The sequence below is a fragment of the Serratia sp. LS-1 genome, assembly GCF_003719595.1.
GTDB lineage: Bacteria > Pseudomonadota > Gammaproteobacteria > Enterobacterales > Enterobacteriaceae > Serratia > Serratia ureilytica.
Map to the genome: position 1 here is coordinate 1,980,568 of NZ_CP033504.1, position 20,307 is coordinate 2,000,874.

Genomic DNA, 20,307 nt, shown 5'->3' on the forward strand with positions numbered 1-20,307 from the left:
CACCACCGCAACCGCCACGCAATGGTGGGCTGCACGGGTGCGCAACAGCTAACGACGTATCCCCAAGCCCCGCCAGCCATGGCCGGGGTTTTTTATTTCTCCGTGCCCGCCGGCAATTTCATTACGGAGAAGACCTATGCCAACTATCCCCGCACCGCGCAGCGCCCTGCTGGTTATCGACATGCAAGTCGGCCTGTTCGCCTCGCCGGACCATCCCCCGTTCGCCGCCGAAACCCTTCTGGCGAAGACCCATGCGTTGATACGCGCCGCACGCGTGGCGAATGCGCTCGTGGTGTTTATTCGCCACACCGGCCCGGCAGGTTCACCTATCGCCGCAAACAGTCCACTGTGGCAAGTTCACCCCGATCTCGACACCGATGCGCAAGCCGACTGGTTCATCGATAAAACCCATCCCAGCTGTTTTTACCGGACTGGCCTGGCGGAGCGGCTTAAGCAAGCCGGCATCGGTCGGTTGGTGATTTCGGGAATGAAAACGCAATACTGCGTAGACACCGCGTGTCGGCGCGGCGCGGAGTTGGGATTTGACCTGGTGTTGGCCGCCGATGCCCATAGCTGTTCGGACACGGCGGCGCTCGGCGCCGACGCCATTATCCGTCACCATAACCAGACCCTGTCGGGGCCGTTCGTGACGCTGGCGCTGGCGGAAGAGGTGAAATTCTAAAACACGCGCGATTTGCCTGTCAGGCCGGGCCAACGCCCGGCCTCCTCAGCGGCAAACCTTGTCGCGGCGCGGCTTTTTCGGCGCCAGCAGATACTCCACCACGCTTTCGTCGACGCAGCTGTCGATGCCGTTCAGCGCCAACGTATGTCCGTCGCGTTCGCGGGTGATCAGTGGGCTTTTAAAGGCCGAGGCCATCACCTGGGCATTGCGGTACGGCGTGGTTGGATCGTAGCGCTGGGCGACGAACAGCAGCGGCGGCAGCGCGGCGGACGCCACCGGCATGTGCGGCCGATCTTTGCCGCGGTACGGCCACAGATCGCACATTTCCAGCGGATACTCGTGCAGCGGCAGATAGTGGGCATATAAAGCGGCGGTATTAATCTCCTGCCGCTGCCTGCGCAACAGCTGCGGATCGGCCGTTGGGTTGGCGACGTCGGCGCAGGTGATGACGTTCAGGGCATCATCGGCATCCGGAGAATAGCTTTCGTCGATCAGATCGGAAACCTGTTGCCCGGCGATGCCGGCATCGAGCTGGCGCAGTACGGTGGCCAGTTCATGCCAGCGCTCCGGCCACAACAGCAGCGAACGCGTCACCGTCAGCACATCGTCGGCGGAGATCTCATAGCCCGCCGCAGTGACGAACGGCTGCTCATGCAGCTTGCGCAGCAAAGCGTGATAACGCTGAAGCGCCTGATTGGCGCCGCCGCCAAGCTGGCAGCTGTCGGTTTTTCCGCAATAGGCGGCGAAACGCAGGAAGCTTTGCTGGAAGCCTCGCTCCTGATTCAGGCGCTGGGTGAAATCGTCCTCCGCCAGATCCACCACCCCGTCCAGCACCAGCGCGCGCGTTTTCTTCGGAAAACGTTCGGCATACAGCGCCGCCACCTTGGTGCCGTAAGAGTACGCCACCGCCGTCAGCCCCGGTTCGCCCAGCGCATGGCGGATCGCGTTCAGATCGTTGACCGCCTCGTCAGTGCCGATGTGTTGCAGCACGTCCGCGCCGGTCTGTTTGATGCAGGCGGCGATCAGGGTGCGCGTCTGGTTCTCCGCGCCGGCCACGTCGTTGTCGTCCGGTTCAGGGAGTTCGTCACCTTCGGCCACCTGGCAGGAAATTTTTGGCGTCGATTGACCGACGCCGCGCGGATCGTAACCGATGATGTCGTAGGATTTACGCAGTTTGGCGACGTGGGCGTCGTTGCCGAGATAAGGATTGATCCCCGGCAGGCCCGGCCCGCCGCTGATCACCACGACGCTGCCCTTTTTCGGCCCGGTGGCGGGCAGCAGGGTCAGCGCCAGACGCACGGTCGGTTCCCCCGCCTGCGCCGAATGGGCGGGAGGCGTAGCGTAAACCAACGGCACGTCGAGGTAGCCGCAGCGCAGCCCCGCCTGCGGCGCTTCATCGAACCAACGCTGAAAGCCGCTGTTGAGACAAGATTGCCAACGAACGCCGTTCTCGGGCGCCGCGCCGTGAGCCGCAGGTTTGGCCTGGGCGGGCAACGCGGCGGCGGTCGCGGCGAGCAGCGCCAGAATACGCAGTACTGACATGGGGAGTCCTTTCAACTCAACGAATCGGTCAAAGGGTAACGATACTCGGTTAAACCGCTAGCCAATAGAACATAAAAAAACGCGCGGGTGAAGCCGACGCCGTGCGTATGGAAAGACTTTTCTTTGCTCGGATTGATCTTATAACGCACAGAATGCTGCAAAAAACGCCGTTCACCTGCTAGGCTTAGAGTTCGTTAACCCACAAGGAACAGGAGAGCAGCATGTTTGGTAAAGCGGAAGACAAAGCCAATGAAGCCGCAGGCGCGGTAGAAGAAGCGTTCGGTAAAGCCGTCGATTCGCCGGAGCATCAGGTGCGCGGCGCGGCGCGCAAGTACGCCTCCCAGGCCAGCTATGCCGCCCGTGACGCAGCGGACAGCGTAAGAACGCAGGTGGAAGCCAACCCGCTGGCCGGCGTGGCCGTTGCGGCGGCAGTCGGCATCGTTTTCGGCTTCCTGCTGGGACGCAAATAAGCGGCGAATGCGCCCTACGACAATAGGCCCGTTACGGGCCTTTTTTTTCGCCCTTTTCTGCGCCGGCGCCGTTGTGCGTGCAAACTTTCATCTATCACAACCATCGCTTAAAAAAACCAACGCCTTCAACTACGATTAGTTTGTGACCAGAGCAAGGCTCTGCGATCCGGCGGATAACCCTATGAGGATTATCATCATTATCCATGCTGTTTAAGCCGCTCTCCTTCACGCGGCTAAGAAAGGTTGATTATGGCTCGCACCACCCCTATCGAACGTTACCGCAATATCGGCATCTCCGCGCATATCGATGCCGGCAAAACCACCACCACCGAGCGGATTCTGTTTTACACCGGGGTCAGCCACAAGCTGGGCGAAGTGCATGACGGCGCGGCGACCATGGACTGGATGGCGCAGGAACAAGAGCGCGGCATCACCATCACCTCGGCGGCCACTACCTGCTTCTGGAACGGCATGCAGCATAATTATCCGCAGCACCGCATCAATATCATCGACACCCCCGGGCACGTCGATTTCACCATTGAAGTGGAGCGCTCAATGCGCGTGCTGGACGGCGCCGTCATGGTCTATGACTCGGTGGGCGGCGTCCAGCCGCAGTCGGAAACCGTCTGGCGCCAGGCCAACAAATACAAAGTGCCGCGGCTGGCGTTCGTCAACAAGATGGACCGCATCGGCGCGGACTTTTTCCGCGTGCGCAAAATGATGATCGAACGCCTCAAAGCCAACCCGGTGCCGATCGTTATTCCTATCGGCGCCGAAGACCGCTTCAGCGGCGTGGTGGATCTGGTGCGGATGAAAGCCATTCTGTGGGACGAAGCCTCGCAGGGCATGAACTTCAGCTTCGAAGAGATCCCGGCCGACCTGCGCGAATCGGCGCAGGAGTGGCGTGAAAACATGATTGAAGCGGCCGCCGAAGCGTCGGAAGAACTGATGGAGAAATACCTCAATCAGGTGCCGCTGAGCGAAGAGGAGATCGTTCACGGGCTGCGGGTGCGCACCGTCGCCGGCGAAATCCAACCGATGCTGTGCGGATCGGCGTTCCGCAACAAAGGCGTGCAGCGCATGCTGGACGCGGTGATCGAGCTGATGCCCTCGCCGCTCGACGTGCCGCCGATGGAGGGCCACGGCGAACACGATGAAATCATCACTCGCAAAGCCGACGACAACGAAAAATTCTCGGCGCTGGCGTTTAAGCTGATGACCGACCCGTTCGTCGGCCAACTCACCTTCGTGCGCGTCTATTCCGGGGTGCTGGCCAAAGGCAGCAGCGTTTATAACCCAATCAAGGGCAAAAAGGAGCGTATCGGCCGCATCGTGCAGATGCACGCCAACGATCGTAAGGACATCGACGAACTGCACGCCGGCGACATTGCCGCCTGCGTCGGCCTGAAGGACGTCACCACCGGCGATACGCTGTGCGATCCCGGCGCCATCATTACGCTGGAGCGCATGACCTTCCCCGAACCGGTGATCGCCCAGGCGATCGAGCCGAAGACCAAGGGCGATCAGGAGAAAATGGGCATCGCGCTGCAGCGGCTCTCTTCGGAAGATCCGTCGTTCCGCGTGCGCACCGATGAAGAATCCGGCCAAACCATTATCTACGGCATGGGCGAGCTGCACCTGGAGATTATCGTCGATCGCATGCGCCGCGAGTTCGGGGTGGAGACCACCACCGGCAAACCGCAGGTGTCTTACCGCGAAACCATCCGCAAACGGGTGGCCGACGTGGAAGGCAAGTTCGTGCGCCAATCCGGCGGTAAAGGGCAATACGGCCACGTGGTGCTGACCGTCGAGCCGAACGAACCCGGCAAAGGCTTCGAGTTCTTCGATGAGATCAAGGGCGGCGTCATTCCCGGCGAGTTTATCCCGGCGGTGAAAAAAGGCGTGCTCGAGGCGCTGAATAACGGCGTGCTGGCCGGTTATCAGGTGGTGGACGTCAAGGTGCACCTGACCTTCGGTTCTTACCATGACGTCGACTCGTCGGAACAGGCGTTCCGCATGGCGGCGATCTTCGGCTTCAAGGACGCCTGCCGCCTGGCGGATCCGGTGATCCTCGAGCCGATCATGTCGGTGGAAGTAGAAACGCCGGAGGATTATGCCGGCAACGTGATGGGCGATCTCTCCTCACGCCGCGGTCTGGTGCAGGGTATGGAAGATATCCCGGGCGGCGGCGGCAAGGAAATTCGCGCCAAGGTGCCGCTGTCCGAGATGTTCGGCTACTCGACCACCCTGCGTTCGATGTCGCAGGGCCGCGCCACCTACACCATGGAATTCAGCCACTACGCCGAAGCGCCGCGCAACGTGGCCGAAGAGATCATTCACCACAGCAAGCGTTAACCCTCACGCCCGCCGCCACGGCGGGCGTCACCTCGGCTTGTCCTCCAGCGCCACCACCACTGGCTGCGGTTTGATGCGCATGGCGTACACCACGCCGGCCATCAGACAGACGATGCCCGCCAGCGTCAGCAGCGGCGGCCAGGCCTGGCGCAACAGAAAGGTATACGCCAACCCCGCCAGAATTTCGAACACGATGAGCGGCCCCACCAACACCGTCGGCAGCCGCTGGCTGGCTTCGTTCCAGCACAGCGCCCCCAGCCAGGAGCAGAACACGCCGATGATCAGCATCAGAGGGATAAACACCTCAGGGCGCGGGCCGAACGGCAAGGCGAACGCCGGCTCGCTCAGCGCCAACTGACCGCAGACCGCCAGATAGCCCAGCAGCGCCAGCGGCAGCGTCACCAGCCCTTGGGCCGTGGCCCAGGTGGCCGGACGCTGCGTCGGATTCTCCCGCAGCCAGCGTGAATTGCGCAGCGGGAACCAGGTCCAGCACGCCACCGCCAACACGGCCAGCCCAAGACCGCTGAGATAGCGCCAGCCGTCGATCGGCACCGCATTGCCGCGCAGCTCGGCGACGTTCACACACGCCAATCCACAGACGATCAACAGCAGTGCGGGCGCCAGTTTGCCCCAGGCCAGGCGCCCGTCGTGCCGGCCGTAAAACAGATTGGCGCAAATGGCGATCACGACCGGCAAGGTGCCAATGATCATGGTCGACACCGGCGCACCGGTGCGCTGAATGGCGCTGGCCAGGCACAGGTAGTACAGCAGATTGCCGATAGCCGTCAGCTTGAGCGCTTCCCACCAATCCTGGCGCTGCAGCTTACGCAGGCGGCGACGATCGAACCACGCCAGCGGCAAGGCGATCAGCCCGAAGGCCAGATAGCGCCCGGTGGACTGCAGCGCGGCGGGATAGTCCGGTACCAGCAACGGACCGACGAAAATCAATCCCCACATCAGCCCGGCGGCCAGGGCAAACACAACGCCAATGAACATAACAACTCCGACAAACGGCCGGTGCGGCCAACCCGCCCGACAAGACAGCGGCAGAGTAACGAAAACGCGGGGAGGAATTATTGTAGCAGGTTGCTGTTTTAGCCCAATTTCACCTGTTTCTGGAAACGCACTGGCGTGACGCCGTAACGGTTGGCGAAGGCGCGCGTCAGGTGCGCCTGATCGGTCAGCCCCGCCGCCGCCGCCACCTGTGCGGCGGGCATGCCGCGCTCCAGCATGCGTTTGGCCTGCGACAGCCGGATCGCCATCAGCATCTGCTGCGGCGAGACGTGATATTCGGCCTTGAACTTGCGCAGGAAATGGTACGGGCTGAGCGACACCAGCTCGGCCAGTTGGTGGAGCGTTATGGCCTCGGCGAAGTTATCGTGCAGGTAGCTTTTCACCACCTCGAAACGGTGCGCCGCCTCGGCTTTCTCCCGGCGCCCGGTGCGGATGTGCGGTTGCAGCAACGCCACCGCTTCCAACAGCAGGCCGTCGAGCATAAGCGGATCGTCGGTTTGCCACAGCGCGGCGAGAATGGCGGACAGGCGCTGCGCCGCCCGCGGATCGTGGCGCACCGCATCGGTGAACCACTGGCTCCGATCGCCGGACAGCTGCTCCAGCGCCTCGGGCGCCAGATAGAGCATGCGGTAACACCAGCCGCCCGGCGTTTCGGCTTCGCCGGTATGCAGCTCGTCAGGATTCATCAGCACCAGCGCGCCCGGCGCCGCCAGGTGCTGCGCCCCGCGATAGCGGAAGCGCTCCGCCCCGGTGTCCACGGTGCCGATGGCGAAGGCGTCGTGGGTATGCGGCTCGAAGGCATAGCGTTCGATATGCGCCTGATAGAGTTCGACGCCGGGCAGATGCGACAAATGCCGGAACTGCGCGCAGTCCTTCTCGAACGGAAACTGTTGTGGAACCCCTTGCACCCGACCTCCTCATCCGTGCTGACAATCTGCTCAGCATAGCCAAAACATCGCCGGTTGAGTAGCCGCCCTGGTCCTTTCGTGCCCCTCGCCTGGACGATCGGCGCCATTCGGCGTAGGGTTAAGGTCCCTGTCCCTTTCAGACGGGCCGCATCGCGAAGCTCATCGGCCCCTGACACTCCGCAAACAAGAGGCAACAATGTATCCGGATACTCAACTGTATATCGATGGACAATGGCGCAGCGCGCTGGCCGGAAAAACCCTGCCGGTCTCCAACCCCGCTACCGACGAGATCATCGGTCAAGTGGCGCACGCCGCCGCAGAGGATCTCGATCTGGCGCTGGCCGCCACCGAACGCGGGTTTAACGTTTGGCGCAACACCGCCGCACACCAGCGCGCCAACCTGATGCGCAAAGCCGCTGCGCTGCTGCGCGAACGCGCCGACGCCATCGCCGCCATCATGACGCAGGAACAGGGTAAGCCGGTGGCGCAGGCCAAAATCGAAATTCTCAACGCCGCCGACGTTATCGAGTGGTTCGCCGGCGAAGCCACCCGCACCTACGGGCAGATTATTCCGTCCCGCGCTCGCGACGTGCAGCAGCAAACCCTGAAACTGCCGGTCGGCCCGGTGGCCGCCTTCACGCCGTGGAACTTCCCGATCAACCAGATCGTGCGCAAGCTGTCCGCCGCGCTGGCGGCGGGTTGTTCAATCATCGTCAAAGGCCCGGAAGAAACGCCGGCCTCACCGGCTGAGCTGATCAAAGCCTTCGCCGACGCCGGCATTCCGGCCGGGGTGATCGCGCTGGTGTACGGCACCCCGGCGGAAATCTCGGAATACCTGATCCCGCATCCGACCATTCGCAAGATCTCCTTCACCGGCTCCACCCGCGTGGGCAAACATCTGGCTGCGCTGGCCGGCCAGCATATGAAAAAGGCCACCATGGAGCTGGGCGGCCACGCGCCGGTGCTGATCTTCGACGACGCCGATCTCGACGCGGCGGCCAAAGAGCTGGCGCAATCCAAGTTCCGCAACGCCGGCCAGGTCTGTATCGCCCCGACCCGCTTCCTGATCCAGCAAGGCGTTTATGAGGCCTTCGTGGAGAAATTCACCGCCGCGGTGCGTGAACTCAAGCTCGGCAACGGGCTGGAAGACGGCGTGACGATGGGGCCGATGGTGCTGGGCCGCAGCGTCGACAATATCGAGGCGCTGGTGCAGGACGCTATCGCCCACGGGGCGAAGGCCAGCACCGGCGGCAAACGCGTGGCGGGCAAAGGCAACTTCTTCGAGCCGACGGTGCTGCGTGACGTGCCGCTGAGCGCGCGCGCCATGTCGGAAGAGCCGTTTGGCCCGGTCGCCCTGCTACGCCCGTTCGCCACCTACGACGAGGCGATCGCCGAAGCCAATCGCCTGCCGTACGGGCTGGCCGCCTACGCTTACAGCCACAACATCGCCACCGTCAATGCGCTGGGGCGCGACGTGGAGAGCGGCATGCTGAGCATCAACCACATCGGTTTCGGCCTGCCGGAAACGCCGTTTGGCGGCGTGAAGGACTCCGGCCACGGCACCGAAGGCGGCAGCGAAGCGATCGAATCCTACCTGGAAACGCGCTTTGTCACCGTCGCCGGCCGTTAATCGCACGTCGGATGAATAGCCAGAAGCCCCGCAATGCGGGTAATCCTGGTTAGTTAGCGTTTTTCTGAACGTATTTGTGCAGTTTTCGGTCGATAAAGGTGAGATGCGCCATGAAGCTCATACGCTTCGACCGAGCCAGGGGCCGAAGGCGCGGCCCCTGGCAACCCGCGCCTTTGCCCTATCAGACGGTTGGCTTTGCCAACTTCCCTCTCTCCGCCATACCGCATTGAGGCCGGTTGCGACAGGCGTCCCTGCCTGTCTCACCTGAAACCGCCGTCCATGGCGGTTTCTCCTAATGCGCTATGCCTGCGTTCGGCGTCTTCAAGGGCGCCCAACACCCTGCTTATCTCACTATTTTCATTGCCTTTCATAACACAACATCAAACGAATGGGATAAGAATGGTTCATCGCGTCTTAGCGTGAACTTTTTACTCGCGAGCCAGCTCGAACAGGCGCCGCGCCGCCGGGGTCAGCCCCAACATGTGAATGCATGCATGCACCATGCCCGGCAACCGTTCACAGCGTACCGCCACACCCGCCTCACGCAGCCGCTGCGCATACAGTTCGGCCTCATCGCGCAGCGGATCATATTCGCAGCTCAGGATAGTGGCCGGCGGCAATCCGCGCAGCGTGACGGCGTGCAGCGGCTCGGCGCTCGGATCGCGTCGCTGGGCCAGGTACTGCTGCCAACAAAACACCATCGCGTCGCGCGTCAAAAAATGCCCCTCGGCGAATTCGCGATAGCTCTTCGTCGCCATTTCGCGGCTGAGCGCCGGGTACAGCAGCAGTTGACGTTCAATGTGCGGGCCGCCGCGATCCCGCGCCAACAGCGCGACCGCCGCCGCCAGATTGCCCCCGGCGCTGTCGCCGCCCACCGCCAGACGGTCAGCGTCAATCCCTAACTGCGGCGCCTGTTGCGCCGCCCAACAGAGCGCCTGATAGACATCTTCCAGCGGCTGTGGAAAAGGAAACTCCGGCGCCAGTCGATAATCGACCGACAGGATTATCCGATCGGTGGCGTTAGCCAGCGCCTGACAGGGCTGGTCATACAGCGACAGCGAACCGAGGCACCAGCCGCCGCCGTGGGCGAACAGCATCGCCGGTTGTGCGGCAGCGCACCTTTCCCCCGCCGGTAGATAGGCGCGCAGCGCAATCCGGTGCCCATCGGTGGCGACCAGCGTAAAATCCCTGACGCCGCCGCTCGGTTGCGGTGCGCCCTGCAGCAGACGCAAACCGCTTTCCGTGGCCGCCCGCATGTCCGCCAACGACGCGGGTGGCGGCGCGTCGGCCGAGGCCGCCAAAAAGGCGGCGATGCGTTCATCAAGCGGCATGTTGCTCTCCCGCCAGGAACGGCGCAATCAGCGCGATAAACGCCTCATGACACTCCTCGGTGATGAAATGGCCGCAGCTGGCGACCGTTTCGCCCCGCAGATCGTGCGCATTGCCCTGCAGCGTCGTCAGCGGCGCGTCGCCGGTGGCGTGCTCCGCTCCCACCGTCAACACCGGCATCGTCAACGGCGTGGCGGCGCGCAGCCGGTTCTGGCGAACGGTCTCCGGGATCGCCCGGTAATAGTCGAATCCGGCGCGCAGGCCGCCCGGCGCCGAATAGGCGGCGATATAGACCTCAGCCGCCACCCGATCGCGCCGATAAGACCAGCGGTTGAAGATATAGCCAAGATACTCCCGCTCGCGCCCCTGGGTCAGGGTCTCCGGCAAATCCGCCAGCTGGTTGAACATGAAATGCCACAGGAAGATATTCTCCTCCGGCGCGACGAAAATCGGCGGCGGCGGCGCCAGACCGGGGATCACCGCCTCCGTCAGTACCAGACGCTCCACCGCCTGCGGGAAATCGCTCGCCATGGCGTAACCGATCCACATGCCGATGTCGTGGCCGACCAGTTGGTAACGTTGATGGCCCAGCTGCGCCATCATCGCGTGCAGCGCCGCACCGATGCTGCCGGTGTCGTAGCCGCCCGCGGGCTTGTCAGAGTCGCCGATGCCCGGCGGATCGACGGCGATCGCCTGAAAACCGGCCGCCGCCAAGGCGCGCATCACATAACGCCAGGTGTACCAGGTTTGCGGCCAGCCGGGGATCAGCAGCACCGGCCGCCCTTCGCCGGCCACCACGCAGTGAAGGCGCCGGCCGTTGACCTGGGTATAGACGTGTTCCGCCGCGAGATCCTGCAACAGGATCTCGTTTTGACTGTGTTTCATGGGGTTAACTCCCTGTGGGGTCAGGCTCAGCGAATGCCGAGCAATGCATTGATCTGCTGAGGATTGACCGGTGCACCGGCGAAGTCATCAAACACTTTGTCGGTGACACGGATAATGCGATCGCGAATGAAGGCCGCGCCTTCGCGAGCGCCGTCCTGTGGATTTTTCAGGCAGCACTCCCACTCCAGCGTCGCCCAGCCCGGATAGCCATACTGCGTCAAACGGGAGAAAATGCCGTTGAAATCGACCTGGCCGTCGCCCAGCGAGCGGAAACGGCCGGCGCGATCGATCCAGGACTGATAACCGCCGTATATGCCCTGACGACCGGTCGGATTGAACTCGGCGTCCTTAACGTGGAACATGCCGATAACGTCCTTATAGATATCGATAAACTCCAGATAGTTAAGCTGCTGCAGCACCATGTGGCTCGGATCGAACAACACCCGGCAACGCGGATGGTTGCCGACGCGCTGCAGAAACATCTCAAACGTCACGCCGTCGTGCAGATCCTCACTCGGGTGAATTTCATAACACAGATTGATGCCCTGCTCCTCGCAGGCGTCGAGCACCGGCAGCCAGCGTTTGGCGAGCTCGTTGAACGCGGTGTCAATCAATCCTTCAGGGCGCTGCGGGAACGGGAACAGATAGGGCCAGGCCAGCGAACCGGAAAAGGTGCCCAGTTCGCTGAGCCCCAGCCGCGCCGACGCCTTCACCGCCAACAGCATTTGCTGCCGCGCCCACTCGCCGCGAGCCTTGGGATCGCCCTGCAGCGCCGGTGGCGCAAAGCTGTCGCACAGCGCATCGTAAGCCGGGTGCACCGCCATCAGCTGGCCGAAGATATGGCTGGTCAGTTCGCTGACCACCAACCCCTGCTCCGCCAACATGCCGGTCAAATCGTCGCAGTAGGTTTGGCTTTCCGCAGCGGTGGCCACGTCGAATAAACGCCGATCCCAGGCCGGGATCTGCAAGGCGGTAAAACCAGTCCGCGCCGCCCACTCGGCAATGGCGGGCAAGCTGTTGAACGGCGCCGCGTCATCGCTGAATTGCGCGAGATGCAGGCTTGGACCTTTGAGGGTTTTCATCGTAAACTCCTATTGGTTGTCGATTGACAAACAATAGGAGCAAAGCGCGGCGACCGCAAGCGAAATTTATAAAGGCATTGGTATTCCCGTCGATTTAAGCGATCCTATGTCGCTGAATGGCAGGTAAATTGGAGCAGCGAATGGCAGGCAGACCGCGCGAGTTCGATCGCGAACAGGCGCTATTGAAGGCGCGAAACTTATTCTGGCGGCAAGGTTACGAAGGCACTTCGATGTCGGATCTGGTGGCGGAGTTGGGCATCGCTTCCGCACGCATCTACAAAGCGTTCGGCTCCAAAGAGCAGCTGTTTCGCGAGGCGATTGCCTGTTATGAAACCGCCGAAGGGGGCTTCGCCGATCGCGCCTTCGCGACGGAAAGCGGCATTCGCCCGGCGCTCAAACGCCTGCTGGAAGACGCCGTGCGGCTCTATAGCCGGCCCGATCTGCCGCAAGGCTGCATGGTGGTCTCCGCCGCCGCCAGCGTCAGCGCGGAAAACGACGGGCTCAAAGCCTGGCTGGCAGAGCATCGGCTGCAGCGCACGCAGCAGATCGTCGAACGGCTGCGGCAGGCGGTGCAAACCGGCGAATTGCCGGCCGACACCGACGCCGACAGCCTGGGTGACTATTTCGCCGTCTTCTTGCACGGCCTGTCGATTCAGGCGCGTGACGGCGTCACCGAGGCGCGGTTATTGGCGGCGGTAAACGTGGCGCTGACGGCCTTGGGCGACCGCGCCTAATCGATTCTTGAATGCGGTTCAAACTCAGGCGCGTTTTACCTATGGCTGTGGAGGAACTGCGTTTTTGACAAAATCCGCGACGTGGGGATTGATATTTTCCGCCTTGTGAATCAGAGCAACCTGATACGGGATCTGTTCTCCACTAAGCCGACAAAAAGAAACGTTTGCCCAGCCGCTTTTTTGCATGAATTCAGGGACCAGACTGACTCCTAATCCCGAAGCAACAAGGCCGACTATCGTTTCCATCTGCACGGCTCGCTGAACAACCTCAGGAGCAAATCCTGCCTTTTCGCAGGCCTCAATGATAGCGCGATAGAGACCTGGCCCTTCTTGCCCAGGAAACAATACCCACGGCTCCGTGGCCAAGGCAGAAAGCGAAAGAACGCCGCTTGTTCCGGCAGGATGTTTACTCGGCAAAACGGCAATCAGCGGGCAGCTAAAAAATGGATGGCAAGACAGTTTCGGTATGGCGTATTCAGGAACAGGTAAAACCGCAATGCCAATATCAATCGTGTCTTCCAAAAGGCTCGCAACCTGTCGCGCCGTCGTCATTTCTTTCAATTCAAGAACAACCTGCGGACAGGAAAAGTGAAAACGGGCGACCATTTCGGGAAGCAGATGTCTGACGGCGGAAGCGACAAAACCGATGCGCAAAGCCCCCGTCATTCCCTGGCCAGCGCGTCGTGTCAGTAACATCGACCGTTCCATCTGCATGAGCGTCGTAACCGCTTCCTTCTGCAACACTGCCCCTGCGGGAGTCAATGCCGTTATTCGATTGGTTCGCTCAAAAAGCCGGGTGCCCAAAACCTCTTCCATTTGACGGATCGCTTTTGTCAGCGGGGGTTGAGCCATATGCAAACGCTCGGCCGCTTTCCGGACATTCATTGTTTCCGCGACCACAAGAAATTGGCGGAGCTGACGCAGAGTAAGCATGTCGTGATACCTAAAATATATTAAGAAAGCGCCACAATAGTATTAGACACGTCAAGGGGAGCACATGAAGATGCTTCCTGTATATATTCGTGGAGCAGAAATAACAATGAACATACTCAGATCGTTGTCACTGACTTATCGAAACCTAAATACGTTGCTAGCCCTCCTTATCATGTCAGCGTCGTCAACGCTGGCTGCATCAAAAGAAAATGAAATCCCCACACCGGTAAATCGAACAGACAGATACATTTTGCTTGCGGGCGGAGAGCAACTGCACGTCAGGGAAGTCAGCCTGAAATCTGAGGGCAAACCTGTACTGCTGATTCATGGCGCACGGGTTCCCGGCCTGGCCTCTTTTGATTTGCCCGTCAAGGGCGGCTCTTTGGCTGCAGATCTGGCGTTAGCCGGTTTTCGGGTATATATCCTCGATCTGCGGGGATATGGGTTATCCAGCCGGCCGGCCGCGATGGACAGCCCTCCTAACCAGTCAGCGCCGTTGATCCGCACTGCGGACGCCATAACCGATATCGATCGCGCCGTGCAGGCTATTCAGGCATGGAGTCGAGCGCCCCGCATTAATATCCTGGGATGGGCGACGGGAGGGCACTGGGCGGGCGCTTATGCAACCCAATATCCACAGAATGTGGAACGGCTGGTGCTCTATAACACGCTTTATGGCGGAACCGCCCACCACCCGCTGCTGGGCCAGGGATCGCCGCTGGACGATCCTCAAAATCCCGGGCACTTCAAAGCCGCCAAATTTGGCGGCTGGAGCCTCAACACGCGAGACAGTCTGTTTGTCGCCTGGGATAACAGCATTCCCGTGGCGGATAAAACACAGTGGCGTGATGAAACAGTTAAACGCGCTTACGGTGATGCCGCACTGGCATCGGACAATACCTCGCAGCGCAGAACGCCACACAGCTTCCGCGCACCGACCGGTGCAATGGCTGACAGCTTTGAACTGGCGATGGGCAGAAAACAGTGGTCCGCAACAGCCTTAACAACCGTTCCCGTATTGGTTGTTCGCTCGGGGCGGGATTTCTGGAGCCGGCCCGAGGATGTTGACGCCATCATGAAAGATGCCCCTTCAGCCGAAAAGCTGGTCATTCCTGAAGCGACACATTTTGTCCATCTCGATAGAGATAACGCCGGCAGACAACGCTTTCTCCAGGGCGTTGTCAGATTTCTGGCGCAGCCTCAGCCCAACGACGGCACTTGATCTTCCGGCAAATCGACAATCACCAGCGTGCCTTCGCTGCCCGGCAACACGCGGTGCGGCACGCCGGCCGCGGCCTGATACAGCTGACCGGCCCGCACCACCACTTCTTCCCCCGCCACCTGCAGCCGCAGGTGGCCGCTGATCACCAGCAACCCTTCGCTGTAATCATGCACTTCATCCGCAATGCTGCGCGCGTCCATGCGCAGCACTTTGATATTGGCCGCACCGACGCGGCCCAGCACGGCAGAGCGCCAGGCCTCAGGCAGTTCGGCCGCCTGCTGGTTTAAATCGAACAGCATCGGAATCCCCCAGGCGCATGAAAAAAAGCACTCTAGCCCGATTCTGCGCCGCAGGGAAAGACGCTTTGGTTGCAGGTTATGACCGTTGGTTCTGAGGCGAGATGCGCCGGATGAACGCTTAAGGCAGCAGCGCCGCGGCCTCCCGATCGGCGATAATCAACAGGTCCGGATGCAGCATCAAAATGCTGGCGGGCACCCCGCTCTCCACCGGCCCGCTGACAATGCGCCGCAAAATGTCCGCTTTGTGCGAACCGTTGACGAGCAGCACCAGCTTTTTGGCGGCCATCACGCTTGCAGGCCCCAGGGTGACGTAATGATCGGGCAGCCATTCAGTGCGGCCGCCCACCTCTTTGAGCAAAATGTCCGCCAGATCCGGCCTGGCGGAAACCGGCACCCGACAGGTGCGGTCTTCGAAGGCGGTGGTGCCCGGCAGATTGCCGCAGAAATGCCCGTCCGCCCCGACGCCCATCACGATCGCATCCAGCCCGCCATCTTCGGCGATACGCCGATCGTGCTGCAGGTAGTTGTCCGAATTCAAGACGTGCAGTTGCCGCTCGGGGATCGCCGCCGGGCCAAAGAACATACGGTGCAGATTCTCCATGGTGACGCCATAGCCCGATCGGCCGGCGTAAGGAATTTCATCGAAATTATAGTAATGCGCGTTGGCGAATTCCGCGTGGCCCTTGACGCGCGGAGCCAACAACTCATACATCCGTTTAGGCGTCGAGCCGGCGGTGATAGCCAGATTGACGCGCTGCGGGCGCAGCATGTAACTCAACAACAGGCTGGCGGCCAGCTCACTCATTTCCTGGTAGTCATTAGCGACGACAAGTTTCATTCCCTTCTCCTTTTGCAAAAAAAAAAACCTAACCGCCCATCCGGCCATGTTCGATGCCGGGAGAGAAGTTAGGTTTTGCCTGATCGCGTCAGTAACAATCCGTTTCTTGTCAGGTTATGGCGGCCAGGAATGAAATGCAAACCGCGTTGTGTGATGCAAGCCGCAATTGCGGCGATGCCTTTTTCGCGCCCTATACCGGCACGCGGCGGCTAATCTCCACCACCTGATCGCTGGGCAGGTAGTAATAATCCGTGACGTGCATGCCGTTGCGCACCATCAGCGCGAACAAGTTGCGCTGCCAGGATGGCAACCGGTCGTTCGCTTCGCGGCGCACCACGGTCTCGTGCCCGAGATAGTAGGTCGCCTCGTCGAAGTTCAGACCGGATTTCTGCGCCTCGACGTGCTGCAACAGCTGCGGGATGTTAGGCCGCTCCATAAAGCCATAGCTGGCCACGCCGCACCAAAAGCCCGGCGACAGCTCGCGCATCACCAAACGTTCAGCATTCGAGACCCGCGGCTCATTGACGATGGCAATGGTGAGCGCCAGCACGTTGGCGTGCAGCGAACCGTTACGCTTGACCTGCCATTTCATCACCGGCGGCGTCCCTTGCAGGCTGCGAGTCAGGAATACCGCGGTGCCCGGCACGCGCGGCACGGATTCGCGGCGGATTTTCTCCAGGAAATCCTCTACCGGCACTGTCGTTTCACCGAGGGTGCGCGCGGCCGCCAGCACCCCGCGATGCCAGATCAGCATCACGGTATAGACCGCGGCGGCCAACAGCAGCGGGATATAACCGCCCTGCAGTACTTTAGTCATGTTGGCCGTCAGGAAGCTCAAATCGACCACGAAGAAACCGCCCGCCGCCAACAGGCTGGCGATCGGCCCCCAGCGCCACACCTCGCGCATGGCGACGAACAGCAGGCCGGTGGTCATGATCATGGTCAACGAGACGGCGATGCCGTAGGCGGCGGCCAGATTGTCCGACGATTTAAAGAACACGGTCAGGAACAGCGTCACCACCATCAGCAGCCAGTTGATGGCGCCAATGTAGATCTGCCCGTAACTTTCCTCGGTGGTTTGCCTGACCCGCAGCCGCGGCAGCCACCCCAGTTGGATCGCCTGCCGGGTCATGGAAAACGCACCGCTGATGATCGCCTGGCTGGCGATGATCGTCGCCAGCGTGGCCAGGATCACCAGCGGGATCAGCAGCGCCGGCGGGCATAAACGGAAGAAGATGTTCTGCGTGACATCGGCGCCGCTCAGGATCAGCGCGGCCTGACCGGCGTAGTTAAGCAACAGGCTGGGAAAAACGATGCCGAACCAGGCCAGCCAAATCGGCCGTTTGCCGAAATGCCCCATATCGGCATACAGCGCTTCGGCGCCGGTGACGCACAAAAACACGCCGCCCAGCACCAGGAAGCTGGTCAGTCCGTTGGAGAACAGAAAGTGAATGCCGTAGAGCGGGTTCAGCGCCAGCAATACCGCCGGATGCTGGATGATGCCCCACACGCCCAACGCAGCGATCGACAGGAACCACAGCGCCATGATCGGCCCGAACACGCGGCCGATGCGCGCGGTACCCAGCGGCTGAATGGCGAACAGACTGAGCAAAATCACCACCGCCGCCGGCAGAATATAGGGCTGCGACGCCGGCAGCACGATGTTCAGCCCTTCGAGGGCCGAGAGCACCGAGATGGCCGGCGTGATGGCGCCGTCGCCGTAAATGAGCGCGGCGCCGAACAGGCCGGCGAACAGCACCAGCGGCCGGGATTTTCGCTTGCTGACCAGCAGCGACATCAGCGCCATGATGCCGCCCTCGCCGCGGTTGCCGATGCGCATGGCGAACATGGCGTATTTGAGAGAAGTGACGATCACCAGCGTCCAGAATATCAGCGACAGCAGGCCAAGGATCACCGGCGCCGAAGGCGCATCGCCGGAGAGAAACAGCACGGTTTTCAGGGTGTACAGCGGGCTGGTGCCGATATCGCCGAACACCACGCCCAATGCGCCCAACGCCAGCGGCGACAGCCCCGTCTTATTCACGGTTTCCGTATCATTGCCGACAGACATCTGCTCGCTCCTTGACGTTGCGCTGAGAGTGGGAATTATTGTCACTTTGTGGCCGTCGCGCCACGTGATCGGCAAGTTAAGCATAGCCGTCATCTTCGCCAGTGACAGCATCGCGCGTTGAAGCTTCAGCAATCATCGCCGGTGAGCAACGGTTTAAAAACGCCCACCCCGGAGGGCCTATTACTTTCCTGTTGGCGTGGCGTGCGTCGTGGGAAAGTGAAATGAACGTCCGGCTCCCCCCTGTTTCCGCCCGGCGTTACGCGAGCCGGCTCTCATCGGCTTCGCGGCGCAGCCACTGCCGCAGATTTTCGCCTTCCTGCGACAGCTCGCTATCCAGTCGAGCGCACAGGTAATAATCGCGGCCGTCGTCGATCGGCAGATCGAACATTTTGATCAACTCACCGCTTTCAAGGTACTGGGCGATTAACGGTTCACGCATCAACGCGCACCCTAACCCCGCCTGCACCGCCGCCAACGTCAACAATCCGTCCTCAAACATCGGGCCGATACTGCGCAGCGGGCGCTTGACGCCGGCCTGCTGAAACCATTGCATCCAGGTATTGCGCTCCTCGTCGTGCAGCAGCGGCAGCGTCGCCAGCTGCTCCGGCGTATCGAGCAAACCATGCAGTTTACTGAATGCCCGGCTGCACACCGGCACCATTTTGCCGGACATCAGCTTCTCGCTGCGATAGCCGGTCCACTGCCCGACCCCGAAGCGGATCGACAGGTCGGCGGCGTCGCTCAGGTAATTGCGGTGGTTGGCGTAGACCACATTGATGTCGATATCCGGATTTTCGCGCAGGAAACCGCGCAGCCGCGGAATGAACCAACCCATGCCGAACAGCGGGATCAGGCTGATGGTCACCTGCCGCGACGCGGATTGCTCGCGCACGTGTTCGGTCGCCTGGCGCAGCACGTTGAACGCCGAGCGAATCGAACGGTAATACTCCCGCCCCTCGCTGCGCAGCACCAGGTTACGCCCCTGCCGTTCGGTCAACGGCATTTGCAAAAATGCCTCCAACGTTTTGAGTTGATGACTGACCGCCGAAGGCGAAATCATCAGCTCGTTAGCCGCCGCGCTGATGCCCCCCAGGCGCGCGATGGCTTCGAACGCCCGCACGGCGCGCAGCGGCGGATCGTTCGGCAGCATCGGCAATGGCTCATCGTACTGTTCTGTTTTTTTCATATATTGACTGTTTTTGGGAAATCGACACTGAAGGAATGGATTCAATATACATAAAAATCAACGCATTAAAATCACTCGTTTTTTGTATAAGAAAGTATTTTTCCGTATTTTACAATTTTTTTAAATTCTCTACTGTGACCCTCCTGACTCATTATCTCCGGACTCTCTCTATGGATACGCTGGTACAGCAAACCGTCAACGGTTTGATGCTCGGCAGCATCTATGCGCTGATCGCGCTCGGTTACACCATGGTGTACGGCATCCTGCGCATCATCAATTTCGCGCACGGCGACGTGCTGATGGTCGGTGCGCTGAGCGCGCTGTCGGCGATAAGCGTGTTGCAACACCACTTTCCCGCGTTACCACCGTACGCCACGCTGCTGCTGGCGGCCCTGTTCGCCATGGCGGTCTGCGCCATCACCTCGATGGCGATCGAGCGTCTCGCCTACCGCCGGTTGCGCAATGCACCGCGCCTGGCCCCGCTGATCAGCGGTATCGGCGTCTCGCTGCTGCTGCAAACCCTGGCGATGCTGATCTGGTCACGCAATCCCCTGATGTTTCCGCAGCTGCTGCCAATGACCCCCATCGCCCTGACCGCAGGCAGCGGCGGGCATGCGCCGGCGGTGATCACCGGCACGGCGATCGTCACGCTGGCGGTGGCCGTCGCGGTCATGGCCGGCTTATGGCTGCTGGTCGAACACAGCCGTTTCGGCCGCGCCATGCGCGCCACGGCGGAAAACCCGCAGGTCGCCGGCCTGATGGGCATCAGTCCTGACCGCATCATCGTTCTGACCTTCGCGCTCGGCGGCGCGCTGGCGGCGGTGGCCGGCATCATGATGGCCAGCAACTACGGCAACGCCGGTTTCTCGATGGGCTTTCTGCCGGGCATCAAGGCGTTTACCGCTGCCGTGCTTGGCGGCATCGGCAACCTGCGCGGCGCGATGCTCGGCGGATTGCTGCTGGGCCTGTTCGAATCGCTGGGCACCGGCTATCTCGGCGAGCTGACCGGCGGCGTGTTCGGCAGCAACTACCAGGACGTGTTCGCGTTTCTGGTGCTGATCGCCGTGCTGGTCTTCCGCCCCTCCGGGCTCTTGGGCGAACGCATCGCCACGCGCGCATAAGGACAT

18 protein-coding genes are annotated in these 20,307 nt (G+C 61.3%); 7 read left to right on the top strand and 11 right to left on the bottom strand.

Features of this window, described 5'->3' with window-relative positions; genetic code table 11:
* Positions 1-136: 136 nt before the first annotated feature.
* Entirely contained in the window at positions 137-682 is a 546-nt protein-coding gene (locus EDY99_RS09575; protein ID WP_033643168.1) for a cysteine hydrolase family protein, read from the top strand.
* Positions 683-727: 45 nt separating this feature from the next.
* Here EDY99_RS09575 and EDY99_RS09580 read toward each other — a convergent pair whose 3' ends face one another.
* Positions 728-2,224, bottom strand: coding sequence for an alpha/beta hydrolase (locus tag EDY99_RS09580; RefSeq protein ID WP_046687097.1), 1,497 nt, complete (start codon positions 2,222-2,224; stop codon positions 728-730).
* A 221-nt stretch (positions 2,225-2,445) separates the two neighbouring features.
* Here EDY99_RS09580 and EDY99_RS09585 point away from each other — a divergent pair, with 221 nt between their 5' ends.
* Together EDY99_RS09585 and fusA are read left to right on the top strand one after the other, a co-directional pair.
* Entirely contained in the window at positions 2,446-2,694 is a 249-nt protein-coding gene (locus EDY99_RS09585) for a DUF883 family protein (RefSeq protein ID WP_004938127.1), read from the top strand.
* A gap of 249 nt (positions 2,695-2,943) precedes the next feature.
* Positions 2,944-5,049: an elongation factor G gene (fusA, locus tag EDY99_RS09590; RefSeq protein ID WP_033643170.1), complete on the top strand. Its 2,106-nt coding sequence runs from the start codon at positions 2,944-2,946 to the stop codon at positions 5,047-5,049.
* Between the two features lie 27 nt (positions 5,050-5,076).
* Here fusA and EDY99_RS09595 read toward each other — a convergent pair whose 3' ends face one another.
* Together EDY99_RS09595 and EDY99_RS09600 are read right to left on the bottom strand one after the other, a co-directional pair.
* On the bottom strand, positions 5,077-6,045 hold the full coding sequence (locus EDY99_RS09595) for a DMT family transporter (protein WP_033650330.1): 969 nt from the start codon (positions 6,043-6,045) through the stop codon (positions 5,077-5,079).
* 98 nt (positions 6,046-6,143) lie between these two features.
* A complete protein-coding gene (locus EDY99_RS09600; RefSeq protein WP_089194790.1) occupies positions 6,144-6,971 on the bottom strand; it encodes an AraC family transcriptional regulator in 828 nt (275 codons plus the stop codon).
* Between the two features lie 196 nt (positions 6,972-7,167).
* Here EDY99_RS09600 and EDY99_RS09605 point away from each other — a divergent pair, with 196 nt between their 5' ends.
* Positions 7,168-8,601, top strand: a complete 1,434-nt coding sequence (locus EDY99_RS09605) for an NAD-dependent succinate-semialdehyde dehydrogenase (RefSeq protein WP_123061719.1) — start codon at positions 7,168-7,170, stop codon at positions 8,599-8,601.
* A 428-nt stretch (positions 8,602-9,029) separates the two neighbouring features.
* Here the strand turns inward: EDY99_RS09605 and EDY99_RS09610 are convergent, their stop codons facing one another.
* The 3 genes from EDY99_RS09610 to EDY99_RS09620 are packed head-to-tail and all read right to left on the bottom strand — an operon-like array spanning position 9,030 to position 11,897.
* A complete protein-coding gene (locus EDY99_RS09610; RefSeq protein WP_123061720.1) occupies positions 9,030-9,932 on the bottom strand; it encodes an alpha/beta hydrolase in 903 nt (300 codons plus the stop codon).
* Entirely contained in the window at positions 9,922-10,815 is an 894-nt protein-coding gene (locus tag EDY99_RS09615) for an alpha/beta fold hydrolase (protein WP_123061721.1), read from the bottom strand. The genes EDY99_RS09610 and EDY99_RS09615 overlap by 11 nt, the downstream gene beginning before the upstream one ends.
* Positions 10,816-10,841: 26 nt before the next feature.
* Positions 10,842-11,897 carry a sugar phosphate isomerase/epimerase gene (locus EDY99_RS09620; protein ID WP_033650325.1) on the bottom strand — a complete coding sequence of 352 codons (1,056 nt, stop codon included), beginning with the start codon at positions 11,895-11,897 and terminating at the stop codon, positions 10,842-10,844.
* A gap of 140 nt (positions 11,898-12,037) precedes the next feature.
* On the opposite strand from EDY99_RS09620, the gene EDY99_RS09625 reads away from it, so the two are divergent.
* The gene (locus EDY99_RS09625) at positions 12,038-12,631 is read left to right on the top strand and encodes a TetR/AcrR family transcriptional regulator (protein ID WP_033643177.1); all 594 of its coding nucleotides are present in this window, start codon (positions 12,038-12,040) and stop codon (positions 12,629-12,631) included.
* 39 nt (positions 12,632-12,670) lie between these two features.
* Here the strand turns inward: EDY99_RS09625 and EDY99_RS09630 are convergent, their stop codons facing one another.
* Positions 12,671-13,564 (bottom strand): LysR family transcriptional regulator, encoded by an 894-nt coding sequence (locus EDY99_RS09630; RefSeq protein WP_046687103.1) that lies wholly within the window; start codon positions 13,562-13,564, stop codon positions 12,671-12,673.
* 64 nt (positions 13,565-13,628) lie between these two features.
* Here EDY99_RS09630 and EDY99_RS09635 point away from each other — a divergent pair, with 64 nt between their 5' ends.
* Positions 13,629-14,786, top strand: a complete 1,158-nt coding sequence (locus EDY99_RS09635) for an alpha/beta fold hydrolase (protein ID WP_206424503.1) — start codon at positions 13,629-13,631, stop codon at positions 14,784-14,786.
* On the opposite strand, the gene EDY99_RS09640 is transcribed toward EDY99_RS09635, so the two are convergent.
* From EDY99_RS09640 to EDY99_RS09655, 4 genes are all read right to left on the bottom strand, one after another.
* Positions 14,765-15,085 (bottom strand): cupin domain-containing protein, encoded by a 321-nt coding sequence (locus tag EDY99_RS09640; protein ID WP_089194796.1) that lies wholly within the window; start codon positions 15,083-15,085, stop codon positions 14,765-14,767. The genes EDY99_RS09635 and EDY99_RS09640 overlap by 22 nt on opposite strands.
* A gap of 118 nt (positions 15,086-15,203) precedes the next feature.
* Positions 15,204-15,923 carry a glucosamine-6-phosphate deaminase gene (locus EDY99_RS09645; protein ID WP_033643180.1) on the bottom strand — a complete coding sequence of 240 codons (720 nt, stop codon included), beginning with the start codon at positions 15,921-15,923 and terminating at the stop codon, positions 15,204-15,206.
* A gap of 190 nt (positions 15,924-16,113) precedes the next feature.
* The gene (locus EDY99_RS09650) at positions 16,114-17,994 is read right to left on the bottom strand and encodes a potassium transporter Kup (RefSeq protein ID WP_123061722.1); all 1,881 of its coding nucleotides are present in this window, start codon (positions 17,992-17,994) and stop codon (positions 16,114-16,116) included.
* A 256-nt stretch (positions 17,995-18,250) separates the two neighbouring features.
* The gene (locus tag EDY99_RS09655; RefSeq protein WP_033643182.1) at positions 18,251-19,180 is read right to left on the bottom strand and encodes a LysR substrate-binding domain-containing protein; all 930 of its coding nucleotides are present in this window, start codon (positions 19,178-19,180) and stop codon (positions 18,251-18,253) included.
* Positions 19,181-19,350: 170 nt separating this feature from the next.
* Between EDY99_RS09655 and EDY99_RS09660 the strand changes: the two genes are divergently transcribed.
* On the top strand, positions 19,351-20,301 hold the full coding sequence (locus EDY99_RS09660; RefSeq protein ID WP_042784607.1) for a branched-chain amino acid ABC transporter permease: 951 nt from the start codon (positions 19,351-19,353) through the stop codon (positions 20,299-20,301).
* Positions 20,302-20,307 lie beyond the last annotated feature (6 nt).

Coding starts and splice junctions, on each gene's coding strand:
- EDY99_RS09575 (WP_033643168.1), top strand. CDS start 137: ATGCCAACTATCCCCGCACCGCGCAGCGCCCTGCTGGTTATCGACATG.
- EDY99_RS09580 (WP_046687097.1), bottom strand. CDS start 2,224: ATGTCAGTACTGCGTATTCTGGCGCTGCTCGCCGCGACCGCCGCCGCG.
- EDY99_RS09585 (WP_004938127.1), top strand. CDS start 2,446: ATGTTTGGTAAAGCGGAAGACAAAGCCAATGAAGCCGCAGGCGCGGTA.
- fusA (WP_033643170.1), top strand. CDS start 2,944: ATGGCTCGCACCACCCCTATCGAACGTTACCGCAATATCGGCATCTCC.
- EDY99_RS09595 (WP_033650330.1), bottom strand. CDS start 6,045: ATGTTCATTGGCGTTGTGTTTGCCCTGGCCGCCGGGCTGATGTGGGGA.
- EDY99_RS09605 (WP_123061719.1), top strand. CDS start 7,168: ATGTATCCGGATACTCAACTGTATATCGATGGACAATGGCGCAGCGCG.
- EDY99_RS09610 (WP_123061720.1), bottom strand. CDS start 9,932: ATGCCGCTTGATGAACGCATCGCCGCCTTTTTGGCGGCCTCGGCCGAC.
- EDY99_RS09615 (WP_123061721.1), bottom strand. CDS start 10,815: ATGAAACACAGTCAAAACGAGATCCTGTTGCAGGATCTCGCGGCGGAA.
- EDY99_RS09620 (WP_033650325.1), bottom strand. CDS start 11,897: ATGAAAACCCTCAAAGGTCCAAGCCTGCATCTCGCGCAATTCAGCGAT.
- EDY99_RS09625 (WP_033643177.1), top strand. CDS start 12,038: ATGGCAGGCAGACCGCGCGAGTTCGATCGCGAACAGGCGCTATTGAAG.
- EDY99_RS09630 (WP_046687103.1), bottom strand. CDS start 13,564: ATGCTTACTCTGCGTCAGCTCCGCCAATTTCTTGTGGTCGCGGAAACA.
- EDY99_RS09635 (WP_206424503.1), top strand. CDS start 13,629: ATGAAGATGCTTCCTGTATATATTCGTGGAGCAGAAATAACAATGAAC.
- EDY99_RS09640 (WP_089194796.1), bottom strand. CDS start 15,085: ATGCTGTTCGATTTAAACCAGCAGGCGGCCGAACTGCCTGAGGCCTGG.
- EDY99_RS09645 (WP_033643180.1), bottom strand. CDS start 15,923: ATGAAACTTGTCGTCGCTAATGACTACCAGGAAATGAGTGAGCTGGCC.
- EDY99_RS09650 (WP_123061722.1), bottom strand. CDS start 17,994: ATGTCTGTCGGCAATGATACGGAAACCGTGAATAAGACGGGGCTGTCG.
- EDY99_RS09655 (WP_033643182.1), bottom strand. CDS start 19,180: ATGAAAAAAACAGAACAGTACGATGAGCCATTGCCGATGCTGCCGAAC.
- EDY99_RS09660 (WP_042784607.1), top strand. CDS start 19,351: ATGGATACGCTGGTACAGCAAACCGTCAACGGTTTGATGCTCGGCAGC.